Below are 13,031 nucleotides of genomic sequence, written 5' to 3' on the forward strand. Positions count from 1 at the left end.
ACACTAATCCGCACGCGCCAAAGGGGCGGCCCACCCCACCGGGTGGACCGCCCCTCCAGGGCTACGTCAGGCGCTTTGGACCTTCAACGGCCGGATAGCGGTGGGCGCGTGGCCCGGCTCCGTGGCGATCTCCTCGAACTCCTTGACCGCGCTGATGTCGGCCGTCGGGCTCATGGAGATATTGGTGATGCGCTCCAGGATGGCCTCGACGACGACCGGGACCTGGTGCTCCTGCGCCAGCTTCTTGGCCTGCTCGAAGGCGGCGGCAAGGTCGTTCGGGTCGGTGACGCGGATGGCCTTGCAGCCCAGGCCCTCGGCGACCTTGACGTGGTCGACGCCGTAGACGCCAAGCTCCGGGCTGTTCTGGTTCTCGAACTCCAGGTTGACCTGGAAGTTGATGTCCAGGCCGATCTGGGCCTGGCGGATCAGGCCCAGGTAGGCGTTGTTCACCAGGACGTGGACGTACGGGATGCGGTGCTGCGCGCCGACCGCCAGTTCCTCGATCATGAACTGGAAGTCGTAGTCGCCGGAGAGGGCGACGACGGGGGTGTCGCGGTCCGCGGTGGCGACACCGAGGGCGGCCGGGATCGTCCAGCCGAGCGGGCCCGCCTGGCCGCAGTTGATCCAGTGGCGCGGCTTGTAGACGTGCAGCATCTGGGCGCCCGCGATCTGCGAGAGGCCGATGGTGGTGACGTAGCGCGTGTCCGGGCCGAAGGCCTTGTTCATCTCCTCGTAGACGCGCTGCGGCTTCATGGGGATGTTGTCGAAGTGCGTGCGGCGCTGGAGCGTCTCCTTGCGCTCCAGGTGGGAGGCGACCCACTGGGAGCGGTCGGGCAGCTTGCCCGCGGCCCTGAGCTCCTTGGCCACCTCGACGAAGAGTTCGAGGGCGGCCTTGGCGTCGGAGGCGATTCCGTAGTCCGGCGCGAAGATCTTGCCGATCTGGGTCGGCTCGATGTCGACGTGCACGAACTTGCGGCCCTGGGTGTACACGTCCAGCTTGTAGCCGGTGTGACGGTTGGCCCAGCGGTTGCCGATGCCGAGGACGAAGTCCGACTCAAGGAACGTCGCGTTGCCGTAGCGGTGGCCGGTCTGCTGGCCGACCATGCCCGCGTTCAGGTCGTGGTCGTCGGGGATGGTGCCCCAGCCCATCAGGGTCGGGACGACCGGGGTGTTGGTGATCTCGGCGAACTCGACGAGGAGGTCGCAGGCGTCGGCGTTGATGATGCCGCCGCCCGCGACGATCAGCGGACGCTCGGACTCGACCAGGAAGGTGATCGCCTTCTCGATCTGGGCGCGGGTCGCGGACGGCTTGTAGACCGGCAGCGGCTCGTACGTCTCCGGGTCGAACTCGATCTCGGTCTGCTGGACGTCGATCGGCAGGTCGATGAGGACCGGGCCGGGGCGGCCCGAGCGCATCAGGTGGAACGCCTGCTGGAAGACGCCGGGGACCTGCGCGGCCTCCAGGACCGTGACGGCCATCTTCGTGACCGGCGTGGCGATCGACGCGATGTCGACGGCCTGGAAGTCCTCCTTGTGGAGCAGGTGCGTCGGCGCCTGGCCCGTGATGCAGAGGATCGGGATCGAGTCACCGGTCGCGGAGTACAGACCGGTGATCATGTCGGTGCCGGCGGGGCCCGACGTACCGATGCAGACACCGATGTTGCCGGGGTTGGCCCGGGTGTATCCCTCGGCCATGTGCGAGGCGCCCTCGACGTGCCGGGCGAGCGTGTGGTCGATGCCACCGCCCTCCTGGAGCGCCTTGTAGAACGGGTTGATCGCCGCGCCGGGCACACCGAACGCGTTGGTGACGCCCTCGCGCTTGAGGATCTCGACTGCCGCGCGGACAGCGGTCATACGGGCCATGGGGTTCTCCTGCTTCGACAACAGCTTCGACAGCTTCATCAGCTATTCGGCTGACGGATACGGCTGGCGGATCCGGCTCCCGTCGCGCCCCGCGGTGAGCTTCTGTTTCCGCATTGTGGAAAGTATGTTCTGCTATATGGAAGCAATGTAGGGGGGGGCGGTGGAGACAGTCAAGAGATGTCCGGGAACCGGGCCGCCCGAAGGGCGCGTCCCAGTCGTTGAATTCGGCATGGAACTCGGCATGGAACTCGGCGTTGGATTCGGCGTTGGATTCGGGCCACACCATCGGGGGGTCGCGCGTGGCCACTTCACCGGACACGTCGTCACCGGACACCTCGCCCGCCCGACAGGACCGGCAAAGGTACGGCCGCTGGGCGGTCGGGCGGCTGCTGGGGCAGGGGAGCCTCGGACGGGTCTTCCTCGCGCACGACGCAACGGGGCGTGCCGCCGCCCTGAAGGTGGTGCACCCCGGCCTGGCCCGTGACCAGGAGTTCCGTACGCGCTTCGCCCGCGAGCTCCCCGCGATCGGCGCGGTGCGGGGGCGGCGCACCGCCGCGCTCGTCGACGCGGATCCGCAGGGTGCGGCGCCCTGGCTGGCCACGGAGTACGTCCCCGGCCCGACGCTCGCCGAGCGGGTACGGACCGCCGACGGGCCGGCACTCGCCACGACCCGGACGGGGCCGGCGGAACTGTTCGCCCTGGTGAGCGCACTCGCCGAGGCGCTGGACGACATTCACCGGGCAGGACTGACGCACGGAGGCCTGCGGCCGTCGAACGTGCTCATGGCCGCCGCTGGCCCCCGCGTCGTCGACTTCGGCACGGCCGTCGGATTCGTGGGAGGGGAGGGAAGGGCGGGGTACACGGCGCCCGAGCTCCTGGCCACACAGGGAGTAGTGGCCAGACCTCCCTCGGATGTCTTCTCGCTCGGAGCGGTCGTCGCCTTCGCGGCGACGGGGCGCGACCCCTTCCCCACCGCAGGCGCGGACCCGGACCTGACGGACCTGCCGAAGGAGCTGCTGCCCCTGGTCACCGCCTGCCTCGCCACGCACCCCGCGGCGAGGCCCGCGCCGCGCACCGTCGCCCGTATGGCGGGCCTCCCCCTGCCGGGCAGCCGCCGCCGGGATTTGACCCTGGCAAAGGCACTGTTCTTGGCTCAACTAGCTGCCGCGGCAAGCTCACTTGATGGACGATGGACATGACGAACCGGTGAGCGGTGACGGTGAGCGGTAACGGTGACGGGTGAGGGTGATGACGGACAGCGACGTCCCGGTACGGTGCCCGGCCTGTCGGCGCCAACACGCGTACGCCCCACCGTCCTACCCCTGCGCGTGCGGCGCCCCGGTGGTACCGCCGGTGGCACGCGGAGCGACCGTGACTCCGGTGACGGACCGGACGTGGGCGGACGAGTGGGTGATCGTGCGGTGCCGGATGTGCGGGCGCCGGGACCAGTGGCCACAGCCTGAGCTGGAGTGCGAGTGCGGGGCGGTGCTGCGGATTCCGGTACGGGCGGTGCAGGCGCCGTCAGCTGCTCCCCCGCCTCCGGCCGCGCCGAGTACCCCCACTCCCCCCGCGCACATACCCCCACCCCCGACGGCTCCGACGCCGCGGCCCGCCTTCCAGCCCGTGCCGGTGCGTACGGCGCAGGACGCGGTGACGGTGGCGGCTCTTTACCTGCGGTGGCTCGGGTACGCGGACATCCGGGGAGCGGTCAAGCGGGCGCCATCGGGGGTGCGGGTGGCGGCGCGAGGCGTGATCGCCCTGATCGAGCCGTCCGTGAAACCGACCTCGCTCCGTGACGTGGAGTGCGTATGGCTCAGCGCGATGGCCGAGTCCGTCAGCTGCGTCTGCTTCAGCCTCGCGGGCTACGAGGAAGCCGCCCGCACACGCGCGGACGCCTTGTCCATCCCACTGTTCGTCATCGACCTGACAGGCACACCACAGCCGGTGAACGGCGCGGCGGACGAGCTGATGTCGGCGGGGTGACGCGGCCCCGCGGGGTCCCGACGCGTGGTGGGAGGCGTACCGCCACGGAGCGGCGGGACAGAAAAGCCATCGGCCGCCGACGGACGGACCGGCATACTCCCCCCATGCGCATCCGCCCAGCCACAAGAGCAGAACTCCCCACGCTCCAGGAGATCGAGCGCGCCGCGGGCGAACCCTTCCGCGCCCTGGGCATGGCAGCCATCGCCGACGACGCACCCCCCGGCACGGACCTCCTGGAGGAATTCCGGCGCGCGGGCCGAGCCTGGGTGGCCACCGGGCCGGGCACGGGCGACAGCGGCGGCGCCCCCGTCGCCTACCTCATCAGCGAACCCGTAGACGCGGCAGAACACATCGAGCAAGTCACCGTGCACCCCCGGGCCGCGCGCCACCGCATCGGTCAGGCCCTGATCGAGCACACCGCGGAGCGCGCCCGCGAAGCCGGGCGAGCTGCCCTCACCCTGACCACCTTCGCAAACGTCCCCTGGAACGCCCCGTACTACGCCCGCATCGGCTTCCGCGTACTGGACGAGGCCGAACTCACTCCGGGGCTACGGAAGATCCGCGCTCACGAGGCCGAACTGGGTCTCGACCGCTGGCCCCGCGTCACCATGCGCCGCGAGCTCACCCGCGACGGAACTACACCCCGTACCGCTCCCTGAGTTCGATCTTCCGCACCTTCCCCGACACCGTCATGGGAAAGCTCTCCAGGATCCGCAGCCCGGCCGGGATCTTGTAGCGCGCCAACTGTCCCTCGCAGAAGGCCCGCAGCTCCTCCGACGTCAGAGGATCATCCGCGTCCCGCAGGATCACGCACGCCAGCGGCACCTCCCCGTAGCGCTCGTCGGGAACCCCCACCACCTGGACATCCGCGATCTTCGGGTGGCCGTACAGAAACTCCTCGATCTCACGCGGGTAGATGTTCTCGCCACCCCGAATGATCATGTCCTTGATGCGCCCGACGATCTGGACGTAACCGTCCTCCCGCATGACCGCCAGGTCACCCGTGTGCATCCAGCGCCCCGCATCGATCACCTCCGTCGTACGCGAAGGCTCGTTCCAGTAGCCGAGCATCACGCTGTAGCCCCGCGTACACAGCTCGCCCGACGCGCCCCGCGGCAGCGTCACGCCGCTGACGGGATCGACCACCTTCACCTCGATGTGCGGCAGCACCCGGCCCACCGTCCCCGTCCGCCGCTCCAGGTCGTCCGTGCGGCGGGTCTGCGTCGAGACCGGAGAGGTCTCCGTCATGCCGTAGCAGATGGAGACCTCCTCCATGTGCATCTCGGCGACCACCCGCTTCATCACCTCGACCGGGCAGGGCGAGCCCGCCATGATGCCGGTGCGCAGCGAACTCAGGTCGTACGTGGCGAAGTCGGAGAGGTTCAGCTCCGCGATGAACATCGTCGGCACCCCGTACAACGACGTACAACGCTCGCGCTCCACCGCGTGCAACGTGGCGACAGGATCGAAGGACGGCGCCGGGATGACGATGCAGGCGCCGTGGGACGTAGCACCCAAGTTACCCATGACCATCCCGAAGCAGTGATAGAAGGGCACGGGCAGGCACACCCGGTCCTGCTCCGTGTAACCGACCGTACGGCCCACCCAGTAGCCGTTGTTGAGGATGTTGTGGTGGGAGAGGGTCGCCCCCTTGGGGAATCCGGTCGTGCCCGACGTGTACTGGATGTTGACCGGCTCGTCGCAGCTCAATTCGGCTTCACGCGCGTGCAGTTGACCGGCGTCCACCGCCCCCGCCGCACCGAGCAACTCGTCCCACGAGCCGTCCTCGATGTAGTGGACGGACCTCAGCTCGGGGCAGCCGGGCCGCACCTGGTCCACCAGCGCCCGGTAGTCGCTCGACTTGTGCGACAGCGTGGCGACCAGAACCGTCACCCCGGCCTGCTTGAGCACGTACTCCAACTCATGCGCGCGGTAGGCCGGATTGATGTTCACCATGATCGCGCCGATCCGCGCGGTGGCGTACTGCACGAGCACCCACTCGGCACAGTTCACCGCCCAGATGCCGACCCGGTCGCCCTTGCCGACCCCGACCCCCATGAACCCCCGCGCCAGCCGCTCCACGGCCGCACCGAATTCGTTGTACGTCCACCGCTTCCCCGCGGCCACGTCCACCAGCGCGTCCCGCTCCGGCCAGGCCTCGATCGCCCGGTCGAGATTGCGCCCGATGGTGTCACCGAGCAAAGGCGTCTTGCTGACACCGTGGGCATACGACAGTTCACCCGCACGGAGACTCGTACTCACCGGACTCACTGGAACTCCCCTTCGCGGTACTGGGCGGCGTCAAGTGTCACCCGCGGATCAGCGCCGCGTCGAGCCTTGCGCGTCCGAAAGAGCGGCGCGACCTGGTCGTCCCGGCATGCAGTGACACCCGCCTATGTCTCGACGCCCAGCACGGTGGCGTTGGCCGGGGTCAAGGTGCGTACCGCGACGCCGAACCAGCGTGCTCCTACGGGGTTCGACAGCGTGCGGCCAGTGGCGTGTGCTTTATCCCGTATCCGTCGCAAGTGTGAACAAACCTCGTGTGTACGGTGCGGAACCGCCTCGCCCCCTTGGGTGATCGACTCATATGCTGTCCGCTCAACGGCCGCTCCACGGGGTGACTTTGTGGTGCGCGGCTGACTCATTTCTGCCAGGAGTTCACTTTGCTGTACAGGAAGACCGCTTTGCGCGCTGCCGCGCCCGTGGCCGTGCTCGCCCTCGCGCTGACGGGATGCGGCGGCGACGACAAGGCGTCGGGTTCCACGGACGAGAAGCCGAAGGCCAAGGCGAGCGCGGAATCGTCGCCCAAGTCCGGCGGCGCGCGCGGCACCGGCGAGAGCGCCACCGGCAAGGTGAAGGAGGGAGACGCCTCCGTCACCTACGAGCTCACCGCGCAGAAGGTCGAACTGGGCACGGAGGCCGACACCAAGAAGATGGTGTCGGACCCCAAGGAGGCCAAGGGCCTGGTCCCGGCCATCGCCTACGTGAAGTACACGCACAAGTCCGGCGCGGCCCTCACGGAGAGCCCGGACGCGAATGACTCCACCACCGTCTGGGCGGACGGCCGGCGCGGAACCCTGATCATCGGCGCCGCCGAAGACGCGCCCGGCTGCGATGACTCCTCGTCCATCGAGGGCTGGAAGCAGGGCGAGTCCCACGTCCTGTGCGAGACCTATCTGGTCCCCAAGGGCGCGAAGGACCTGGAGGTCCACTGGTCCGAGGAGGACGGCGAGCCGTTCGTCTGGAAGTTCGCGGCGACCAAGTGACGCGCCGCCGGGCGGGCCGCTCCCGGCCCGCCCGGCTCAGCCGGCCTCCACGGCGCGGCTGAGGCCAGTAGCCCCCGAACACACAGGACAGCCGGGAACAGAGGAGGCCAGGCCTCGTACGCCCCCGGTCCAGCCGTGTGCCAGCGGTACGACCGCTCGGTTCCAGCGCGCGGCACCACCGCTCGGTTCCAGCGCGCACGAGGGGCCAGCCACACGCCCACGCGTCAGCTGGGTCTCGCCGCGAAGACGACGTCGGAGTTCAGGCGTTCCGCTCCAGCAGGACCTCAGCGCTTGCCGCGCTCAGCTTCAGCAGGACCTCAGCGCTTGGCGCGCTCCACCCACTCGCTCCCCGTCCCCTCCGCCGTCCGCTCCCGCAGATCGACCCGCCGGATCTTGCCGGAGATGGTCTTGGGGAGCTCCTCCGTGAACTCGATGCGCCGGATGCGCTTGTAAGGGGCCAGTACCGACCGGGTGTACTCGAAGATCGCCTCCGACGTCTCCGCGCCTGGCTCCCAGCCCTTCGCCAGCACGACGTACGCCTTGGGCACGGCCAGCCGCAGGGCGTCCGGCGCGGGCACGACCGCGGCCTCCACCACCGCCTCGTGCTCAAGCAGCACGCTCTCCAGCTCGAAGGGCGAGATCTTGTAGTCGGAGGCCTTGAAGACGTCGTCGCTCCGCCCCACATAGGTGAGGTACCCGTCGGCGTCGCGGGAGCCGATGTCGCCGGTGCGGTAGTAGCCGCCTGCCATCGCCTCGGCGGTGCGCTCGGGGTCGCCGTGGTAGCCGACCATCAGACCGACCGGGTTCGCCGCGAGGTCGAGGGAGATCTCACCCTCCAGCGCTCCCGGCTCTCCGGTCACCGGGTCGAGGAGTTCGACGGCGAAGCCCGGTGTGGGCCGCCCCATCGAGCCCGACTTCACCTTCTGGCCAGGTGAGTTGGCGACCTGCACGGCGGTCTCGGTCTGGCCGAAGCCGTCCCTGATGGTGACGCCCCAGTCGCGCCGCACCTGGTCGATGACCTCGGGGTTCAGCGGCTCACCGGCCGCCACGACCTCGCGCGGCGGTGTCCGCAGCTGGGTCAGGTCGGCCTGGATGAGCATGCGCCACACCGTGGGCGGCGCGCAGAACGACGTCACCCCGGCCCGGTCCATCTCGGCCATCAGCCGACTCGCGTCGAAGCGTGTGTAGTTGTGGATGAAGACGGTCGCCTCCGCGTTCCAGGGGGCGAAGAGGTTGGACCAGGCGTGCTTGGCCCAGCCCGGGGAGGAGATGTTGAGATGGACGTCGCCGGGCTTGAGGCCGATCCAGTACATCGTCGCCAAGTGGCCTACGGGATACGACACATGGGTGTGCTCGACCAGCTTCGGGCGGGCCGTGGTGCCCGAGGTGAAGTAGAGCATCAGCGCGTCGTCCGCGCGGGTGACGCCGTCGGGCTCGAAGGCGTCAGAGGCGTCGGCGACAGCATCGTAGGAGATCCAGCCGGACTGGTTCCCGCCCACCACGATGCGCGTGTAGTCGCCGGGCACGGCATCGAACTTCGCCGTGTCCTCGGGGCGTACGACCACATGGCGGGCGCGCCCGCGCCGGATCCGGTCGCCCAGGTCGACGGGGCCGAGCAGCGGGGTCGACGGGATGACGACCGCGCGCAGCTTCATCGCGGCGAGGGCGATCTCCCACAGTTCGACCTGGTTGCCGAGCATCACGACGACACGGTCACCGGCGCGCACCCCCTGGGCGCGGAGCCAGTTGGCGACCTGGTTGGAGCGGGCGGACAGATGCGCGAAGGAGAAGAGGGAGGTGGGCCCGTCCTCCTCGACGATGTGCAGCGCGGTCCTGTCGTTGCCGCGAGCGATGACGTCGAACCAGTCGAGCGCCCAGTTGAACCGCTCGGGCCGCGGCCAGGCGAACCCCTCGTAGGCAGCCGCGTAGTCCTCACGATGCCGCAGCAGGAAGTCCCGAGCCGTCCGGAACTGGTGCGTGCCGCTGGTGCCCGTCGTCGTCATTGCGCTCTCCTCGTCGCCGGTCCGGTGCCCGGCGCCTCTGCCGGGCTCTTCGCCGGGGTCATTGCCGGACGCTACGTAACATCGTGTAATTCGTGATGCGGGTATCACCACCCCCGTACGGGGGTGTCCCGAAGTGAAAATCCCGAAGTGGAAGGGCTGACGCGTGACGGCGGACGGAAGCGAGGCGGTCGAGATGCGGGCCGCGCTGCTGCGGCTGCGTCGCGGCACAGGGCTGCCGGTGGCCTTCGGAGGGCTCGTCGAAGGGCAGCGGCACGTGAGGATCGGCGAGCTGACGGGCACCGGCACGCGTGCGCTGTCCGGACTCGCGGTGTCGTCCGGGAACGGTCTGGGCGGCAAGGCGGTCGCGCTCTCGCGCCCCTGCGCGGTCACGGATTACCACGACTCGCGCCACATCAGCCATGAGTACGACAGCGCCGTGGCCGCGGAGGGCCTGCGCTCGGTGCTCGCGGTGCCGGTGGTGGTACGGCGGCGGGTGCGAGGTGTGCTGTACGGGGCCCTGCGCTCGGCCCAGCCGCTGGGTGACCGGGCGCTGTCGGCCGCGGTGGCGGCGGCCCGGGACGTGGAGCAGGCCCTTGCCGTACGTGACGAGGTGCGGGCGCTCCTGGTGGCGGCGCGGGAGCCGCAGGCGGGGGCCGGGCCCGCGTGGGAGCAGGTCCGCGAGGCGCACGGCGTGCTGCGGGAGCTGGCACCGCGGATCGTCGACCCGGCGCTGCGGGCGGAGATCCTGGCGGTGTGCGGCCGGTTGGCCTCGGCGGCCACCCTGCCGCCTGGGCGTGAGCGTTCGGTGTCCCTGGCACCGCGCGAGGTGGACGTACTCACGTGCGTGGCCGGGGGCGTGACGAACGCGGTGGCCGCGGAGCGGCTCGGGCTGCGCCCGGAGACGGTGAAGGGGTATCTGCGGGCGGCCATGCGGAAACTGGGGGCGCATACGAGGCTGGAGGCGGTGGTGGCGGCGCGGAGGGCGGGGCTGCTGCCGTAGCGCCCCCACGCCGTTCAGCGCTCGATGACCGTGCCGAACCGGATGTCGTACGTGGTGGTGGCCGGGCTCATCGGGCCGCGCAACAACCGCTCGGCCTCGTCGGTCAGTTCGCCGCGCCGCGCCTTGGTCAGGGTGCCGAACGGCTCGATGGTGAGGACGGCGGAGTCCTTGTCACCCTTGGCTCCTCCCCCGCCCTCCTCGACGCGCCATACGCCCGCGAGGAAGCCGTCGGCCAGGAAGACGCTGTAGGCGAAGTTCCCTTTCCAGGCACGGCCCTTGTACTCGGGCGGCACGACCCGGCCGCGGTCGGCGTGCGAAAGCAGGAGGTTGTCGTACTCCGGAAGGAGGCGCACCGGAGCCGGAGTGTCCGCGTCGGGGCGGGGCGCGTCGGGGAGGTCGAAGAGTTCGACGCCGTTGTCGTCACGGAACGTACGCAGTTGGGGCCGCAGCCGCTCGAAGACCTCCCGCAGCCGCGTCAGGCCCGCCCAGGTCTGCATGTCCTTGACGGACGCGGGCCCGAAGGCGGCGAGGTAGCGCAGAACGGTGCCGTCGGGCGCGGGCACCGGCTCGCTCGGGCGGCCGAGCCAGTGCTCGGCGGTGGTGAGCGCGACCTGCCCGCTGCGGCGCCACAGACCACGCGGGGTGACCTGGACCAGCGGCAGCGAGCAGCGTGCGGCGACGGCGAGTGATGGGGGGTCGGCGTCGGGCCAGCGGGACAGCAGGACCTCCCGCAGCTGCTTCATGGTCCTGGGCTCCTCGTCGACGGCGGCGCGGGCGAGCGAGGCGAGTTCCCCCAGGTCCACGCCGACAAGACCCTTGCGGAAGGCGTACAGCTCACGGTCGCGCGCGCCCTGCACCAGCGGGCGCAGGGTGAGGGCGTCGTCGGCGGTGTGCAGGTGGATGGTGGAGCGCATGGTGACGATGCGTACGAGGTCGCGCGCGGCAAGGAGCCCGGACAGATCCTCCGGGTCGAACCCTTCGAGCCGGGCGGCGAGGGCGAAGTAGGGCGGCTTCACGTTCTGCGCCTGGAGGCCGACGAGGTGGGCGACGGCGGCCTCGACGGAGAGGTCGGCCGAGCGGCGGAGGAGGAGTTGACGGTCGAGGGTGGCGCGATTGAGGGCGCGGGTGCCCAGTACGGGGGCGGTGCGCTTGTGGGCACCCGTCGCCGTCGGCGTGCCCGGCGTACTCGTCCGCATGCCCGTCGTCCGCGTCGTCTTCGTCATGCTCCGCACGTTAGCGGGGCTTGCGGACATCCTCGGTCCGCAAGTGCACCGAGGATGTCGACACGCTCGCGACTTTTGGGACGTATATCCTGCTTCGGAGCTACCCAAGACACACGTTCGACCTCGGAGGCAGCCAGCATGGCGGAGCGCCGGATCCGGCCCGTACCGGGCGCGAAGAGGCACGGCTGGCGACGCACGGACCCGGCCAGCACCGCTTCGGCCTCGGGGAACGGGGCCTCCCGAAACCCCGATGCCACGCCCGCGTCCCCCTCCCCGGCGGACGCCATGAGCGTCGTACAGGCCGCGCTCTACCGGGACGGGGTCCGCGTCGCGACGCCTTCCTCCCTGGCCGACACCTTCCGGGAGCTGCGCGATCAGCAGGACGGCATGGCATGGATCGGCCTGGCCCGCCCCACAGAGGCCGAACTGCTCTCCCTGGCTGCCGAGTTCGACCTGCACGAGCTCGCCGTCGAGGACGCGATGGAGGCCCATCAGCGGCCGAAGCTGGAGCGGTACGGGGAGACCCTCTTCGTCGTCCTGCGCGCGGCCCGCTACCTGGACGCCCCGGAGGAGGTCGACTTCGGCGAACTGCACGTGTTCGTGGGACCCGACTTCGTCATCACGGTGCGCCACGGCGCCGCCCCGGACCTGACCGCCGTACGCCGCCGCATGGAGGAGAGTCCGGAGCTGCTCATGCTCGGCCCGGAGGCGGTCCTCTACGCGATCCTGGACGCAGTGGTCGACGGGTACGCCCCTGTCGTGGCCGGCGTCCAGAACGACATCGACGAGATCGAGACCGAGGTCTTCGGCGGCGACCCGGCGGTATCGCGCCGCATCTACGAACTCTCCCGCGAGATGGTCGAGTTCCAACGCGCGACCCGCCCCCTCGTGGCCATGCTGCACTCCCTGATGGCGGGCTTCGCGAAGTACCGCACCGACGAGGAACTCCAGCGTTACCTACGAGACGTCGCCGACCACGTCACGCACACCAGCGAACGCGTAGACGGCTTCCGCCAGGCCCTCGCCGACATCCTCACGGTCAACTCCACACTCGTCACGCAGCAGCAGAACGCGGAGATGCGGGCGCTGGCGGAGGCGGGGTTCGAGCAGAATGAGGAGATCAAGAAGATCTCTTCTTGGGCGGCGATTCTGTTTGCACCCACGTTGGTGGGGACGATCTATGGGATGAACTTCGAGACGATGCCCGAGCTGAAGTGGGCGGCCGGGTATCCGTTCGCGATTTTGCTGATGGCGGCGGTGTGCGTGAGTCTGTACTTCATCTTCAAGCGGCGGGATTGGCTGTAGCTGTGCGCACACTACGTTCAGCCAACTCCGGGGCCGAGAACGTTGCCGGGCATCGCTTTCGGCCCGCTGGGGAGAATGTGCGGCACTCAGCGCCAGTCCTTGCCCGCCGCGCATCGTTCAGAACCCTGTGTGACCTATTCCTTCCCCCTGCCGCGAGGAAACGACACTGACGTCATCGTCGTATCGAGATCTGGGGAGGCGGGCCGCGCCACTGCGCGGAGGGGCAGGCGCAGGTACACTGCAGCCGCACAATAGCGGTCAAATCCGTAAGCACATCGCGAACTTGGGCGACCAAGCACCACGAGCCCCATGGGTGCAGCGATGAATTCAAGAGGATTTCGTAGTGGGCAGCGTACCTGTCCACAGCACGGGCCCGGCCCTCAGAAGA

The 13,031-nt window shown here is 69.7% G+C and carries 10 protein-coding genes; 6 read left to right on the plus strand and 4 right to left on the minus strand.

Annotation, left to right across the window (positions count from 1 at the left end; all coding sequences use genetic code 11):
• Positions 1-66: 66 nt before the first annotated feature.
• Entirely contained in the window at positions 67-1,863 is a 1,797-nt protein-coding gene (gcl, locus tag ACFVXC_RS03645; RefSeq protein ID WP_389901054.1) for a glyoxylate carboligase, read from the minus strand.
• Between the two features lie 299 nt (positions 1,864-2,162).
• On the opposite strand from gcl, the gene ACFVXC_RS03650 reads away from it, so the two are divergent.
• The 3 genes from ACFVXC_RS03650 to ACFVXC_RS03660 all read left to right on the plus strand — a co-directional run bounded on the left by ACFVXC_RS03650 (position 2,163) and on the right by ACFVXC_RS03660 (position 4,505).
• Positions 2,163-3,062 (plus strand): serine/threonine-protein kinase, encoded by a 900-nt coding sequence (locus ACFVXC_RS03650; protein ID WP_389901056.1) that lies wholly within the window; start codon positions 2,163-2,165, stop codon positions 3,060-3,062.
• A 49-nt stretch (positions 3,063-3,111) separates the two neighbouring features.
• Entirely contained in the window at positions 3,112-3,846 is a 735-nt protein-coding gene (locus ACFVXC_RS03655) for a hypothetical protein (protein ID WP_389901057.1), read from the plus strand.
• 104 nt (positions 3,847-3,950) lie between these two features.
• Positions 3,951-4,505 carry a GNAT family N-acetyltransferase gene (locus ACFVXC_RS03660; protein WP_389901059.1) on the plus strand — a complete coding sequence of 185 codons (555 nt, stop codon included), beginning with the start codon at positions 3,951-3,953 and terminating at the stop codon, positions 4,503-4,505.
• On the opposite strand, the gene ACFVXC_RS03665 is transcribed toward ACFVXC_RS03660, so the two are convergent.
• Complete coding sequence (locus ACFVXC_RS03665; protein WP_389901061.1) at positions 4,483-6,108, minus strand: AMP-binding protein; 1,626 nt, start codon at positions 6,106-6,108, stop codon at positions 4,483-4,485. The two genes, ACFVXC_RS03660 and ACFVXC_RS03665, sit on opposite strands and share 23 nt — an antisense overlap.
• Positions 6,109-6,509: 401 nt before the next feature.
• On the opposite strand from ACFVXC_RS03665, the gene ACFVXC_RS03670 reads away from it, so the two are divergent.
• Positions 6,510-7,112 carry a hypothetical protein gene (locus tag ACFVXC_RS03670; protein WP_389901062.1) on the plus strand — a complete coding sequence of 201 codons (603 nt, stop codon included), beginning with the start codon at positions 6,510-6,512 and terminating at the stop codon, positions 7,110-7,112.
• Between the two features lie 317 nt (positions 7,113-7,429).
• Here ACFVXC_RS03670 and ACFVXC_RS03675 read toward each other — a convergent pair whose 3' ends face one another.
• Entirely contained in the window at positions 7,430-9,115 is a 1,686-nt protein-coding gene (locus ACFVXC_RS03675; RefSeq protein WP_389901064.1) for an AMP-binding protein, read from the minus strand.
• 193 nt (positions 9,116-9,308) lie between these two features.
• On the opposite strand from ACFVXC_RS03675, the gene ACFVXC_RS03680 reads away from it, so the two are divergent.
• Positions 9,309-10,115 carry a response regulator transcription factor gene (locus ACFVXC_RS03680; protein WP_389901569.1) on the plus strand — a complete coding sequence of 269 codons (807 nt, stop codon included), beginning with the start codon at positions 9,309-9,311 and terminating at the stop codon, positions 10,113-10,115.
• 14 nt (positions 10,116-10,129) lie between these two features.
• Here ACFVXC_RS03680 and ACFVXC_RS03685 read toward each other — a convergent pair whose 3' ends face one another.
• A complete protein-coding gene (locus ACFVXC_RS03685) occupies positions 10,130-11,338 on the minus strand; it encodes a winged helix DNA-binding domain-containing protein (RefSeq protein WP_389901066.1) in 1,209 nt (402 codons plus the stop codon).
• A gap of 138 nt (positions 11,339-11,476) precedes the next feature.
• Here ACFVXC_RS03685 and ACFVXC_RS03690 point away from each other — a divergent pair, with 138 nt between their 5' ends.
• The gene (locus ACFVXC_RS03690) at positions 11,477-12,643 is read left to right on the plus strand and encodes a magnesium and cobalt transport protein CorA (RefSeq protein WP_389901068.1); all 1,167 of its coding nucleotides are present in this window, start codon (positions 11,477-11,479) and stop codon (positions 12,641-12,643) included.
• The last annotated feature ends 388 nt before the right edge of the window (positions 12,644-13,031 follow it).

The sequence above is a fragment of the Streptomyces sp. NPDC058257 genome, assembly GCF_042881845.1.
GTDB lineage: Bacteria > Actinomycetota > Actinomycetes > Streptomycetales > Streptomycetaceae > Streptomyces.

What these genes read in the sequence shown, in the direction of transcription:
- gcl (WP_389901054.1), bottom strand. Translation starts at nt 1,863, where the DNA reads ATGGCCCGTATGACCGCTGTCCGCGCGGCAGTCGAGATCCTCAAGCGC.
- ACFVXC_RS03655 (WP_389901057.1), top strand. Translation starts at nt 3,112, where the DNA reads ATGACGGACAGCGACGTCCCGGTACGGTGCCCGGCCTGTCGGCGCCAA.
- ACFVXC_RS03660 (WP_389901059.1), top strand. Translation starts at nt 3,951, where the DNA reads ATGCGCATCCGCCCAGCCACAAGAGCAGAACTCCCCACGCTCCAGGAG.
- ACFVXC_RS03675 (WP_389901064.1), bottom strand. Translation starts at nt 9,115, where the DNA reads ATGACGACGACGGGCACCAGCGGCACGCACCAGTTCCGGACGGCTCGG.
- ACFVXC_RS03680 (WP_389901569.1), top strand. Translation starts at nt 9,309, where the DNA reads ATGCGGGCCGCGCTGCTGCGGCTGCGTCGCGGCACAGGGCTGCCGGTG.
- ACFVXC_RS03685 (WP_389901066.1), bottom strand. Translation starts at nt 11,338, where the DNA reads ATGACGAAGACGACGCGGACGACGGGCATGCGGACGAGTACGCCGGGC.
- ACFVXC_RS03690 (WP_389901068.1), top strand. Translation starts at nt 11,477, where the DNA reads ATGGCGGAGCGCCGGATCCGGCCCGTACCGGGCGCGAAGAGGCACGGC.